The organism is Candidatus Zixiibacteriota bacterium (assembly GCA_022865345.1).
GTDB lineage: Bacteria > Zixibacteria > MSB-5A5 > MSB-5A5 > RBG-16-43-9 > RBG-16-43-9.
The window spans coordinates 1-2,474 of the sequence record JALHSU010000133.1 but is presented as its reverse complement, the minus strand read 5'-3'; the positions used below and the strand labels follow the sequence as shown (position 1 = coordinate 2,474).

Below are 2,474 nucleotides of genomic sequence, written 5' to 3'. Positions count from 1 at the left end.
TGCAGAGAAGGTGGCACTCGAAGTCAGAAAGGACAAAAACAGAAAAGGAATCCTCACCTGTGGCACTGGAATTGGGGCATCCATTGCTGCCAATAAGATACCTGGTATAAGGGCAGCCCTGGTCAGCAATACAAAAGATGCCCGCTTGAGCATAGAACACAACAACGCCAATGTCTTGGTGCTGGGAGGAAGACCATTCAATAAAGAGAATACAAGAAGGATAATCAATGTCTGGTTGAAATCGGCTTTCCAGGGAGGAAGGCACCAGAGGCGCCTGAAGAAAGTATCTAAACTTGAGAAAAAATACTTGGGTACTGTGAAATAAATAAAAGGATTCAAGGGGAAAAGGACGTGACCGTTCCTCGTGATTCGTGATCGTAAAACAGGATTATAACCACTTTAGCAAAAGAGAAAATACAGATCCATTCTGCATGCAAATTCAAGGGAATCCTTTATGGAGAAGAAAACTGAGGAGTCCTCAGAGATAAAAAGCAGGTTCCTGGAGTCGTGTGACGAGAATGCACCGGAGTACAAAATTGGCTCGTTTTTGATGGTCATCTTTGGGGGCACAGGAGATTTAAGTCAGAGGAAGCTTTTGCCGGCATTATACCACCTTTATCAGGATGAAAAGTTTACCGGGGGATTTTCAATTTTAAGTGTGGGGCTTTCCCAGTTATCAGATGATGCCTACCGGGACTTCGTCGAGTCTGCGCTCAAGAAGTTCTCCTCAGACAATTTCGACCAGAAAAGCTGTTCAGAATTTACCCGTCACTTACGTCATCTGTCTGGCTCAGCCGAGGAAGACGGTACCTACCAGAGTCTGCGCCAATCCCTGGAGAAGCTTGTCTCGTCAACCAGTTACAAAGAGTCGAACCTCCTATTTTATCTCGCGGTTCCGCCTCAACTTTTCCCGGTGATCGTTGAAAAGCTGAAGAAATTCGACCTGTGCAGAGAGATTCCTACAAGTAAGATAATTATCGAAAAGCCTTTTGGTAGTGATAGAAAATCAGCCGCAGAGCTTAATCGCCTGATTCTGCAAGCATTTGATGAAAAACAGATTTACCGGATTGACCATTACCTGGCAAAGGATACTGTCCAGAATATCCTTTTCTTCCGTTTCGGCAACAGCATCTTCGAGCCTTTGTGGAACAGGCGCTATATCGACCACGTGCAGATAACAGTAGCAGAAAAGATCGGGATCGAGCACCGGGGTGCCTTTTACGAGCAGACAGGAGTGGTCAGGGATATAATCCAGAACCACATGATGCAGCTTTTAACCCTGGTGGCAATGGAGCCTCCAGCCGGATTCGAGGCGGACCTGATAAGGGATGAAAAGGTGAAAGTTCTCCGCTCAATAAGACTCCGGGATGAGAAGTATATAGACGACTTTGCAGTGCGAGGACAGTATGGTCCCGGAAGTATAGATAAACTGGAAGTCAAAGGATACAGGGAGGAGGAAAAGGTCTCTTCTTCGTCTAACGCCCCCACATTTTTTGCGGGGAAATTTTACATAGACAACTGGCGATGGGCAGGGATGCCTTTTTATGTGCGCACTGGCAAAAGGTTGAAGAGTCACCTGACTGAAATATATGTCGAGTTCAAACAGCCACCTCTCCGGCTCTTCGGAAGGGTCTGTGATGTGATCCAGCCGAATGCACTGGTTTTGAGCATACAGCCCCAGGAGGAGCTATGTCTGAGGCTCACAGTGAAATATCCCGGAATGGGGAACGAGCCACGCTCTGTGAATTTAGAATTCAATTATGGAAAAAGTTTTAAAGTGAAGGAGCACCCGGCTTACGAACGGCTTCTCCTCGACTGCATAAGAGGAGACCAGACCCTTTTCTCCAGGGAGGACTTTGTTGACCTGAGCTGGTCTATTCTTGATCCTCTGCTCCAAAGATGGGAAGCCAATCCTCCAAAAGATTTTCCCAATTATGCTGCTGGCACTTGGGGTCCTTCTGAATCTCTCCGGTTAATGGAAAAAGATGGGAAAAGGTGGAGATTTGCAGATGAAAAGACCTGAGAAAAGAGAGGTTTTGGTCTTTCAGAAAAGAGAAAAGCTCTACGATTTTCTCATCAAAAAATGGAAAGAGATAAGCGAAAAAGCTATAGAAAAAAGTGGGATTTTTACAATAGCACTTTCAGGGGGTGAAACCCCGGTGGAGTTTTATCAAAAATTAGCCGATTCCAGAGAACGATTAGCCTGGGGCAAGACTCATATTTTTTTAGCGGATGAAAGATTCGTTCCTTTTGATGAACCGGATAGTAATTATGGGATGATAAAAGAAGCTCTCCTTCGACATATCTCAATTCCCGCCGAGAATATCCACTCAGTCCATATTTATAAGACACCCGAGATCTCGGCTAAGAGGTATGAGGAGGAGATAAAGACTTTTTTTCGATTAAAGGAAGATAAGTTCCCTCAATTTGATCTGATCATACTCGGCATAGGAGAGGAAGGGCACACCGCTTCG

3 protein-coding genes are annotated in these 2,474 nt (G+C 45.4%); all 3 read left to right on the top strand.

The features are described from left to right. Positions 1-325 (top strand): RpiB/LacA/LacB family sugar-phosphate isomerase (locus MUP17_05845; protein ID MCJ7458494.1); only part of this gene is annotated, 325 nt, incomplete at its 5' end. A gap of 129 nt (positions 326-454) precedes the next feature. Next, a complete protein-coding gene (zwf, locus tag MUP17_05840; GenBank protein ID MCJ7458493.1) occupies positions 455-2,023 on the top strand; it encodes a glucose-6-phosphate dehydrogenase in 1,569 nt (522 codons plus the stop codon). Next, the coding region (gene pgl, locus MUP17_05835; GenBank protein ID MCJ7458492.1) for a 6-phosphogluconolactonase at positions 2,010-2,474 on the top strand (465 nt) is incomplete at its 3' end. The genes zwf and pgl, both read left to right, overlap by 14 nt.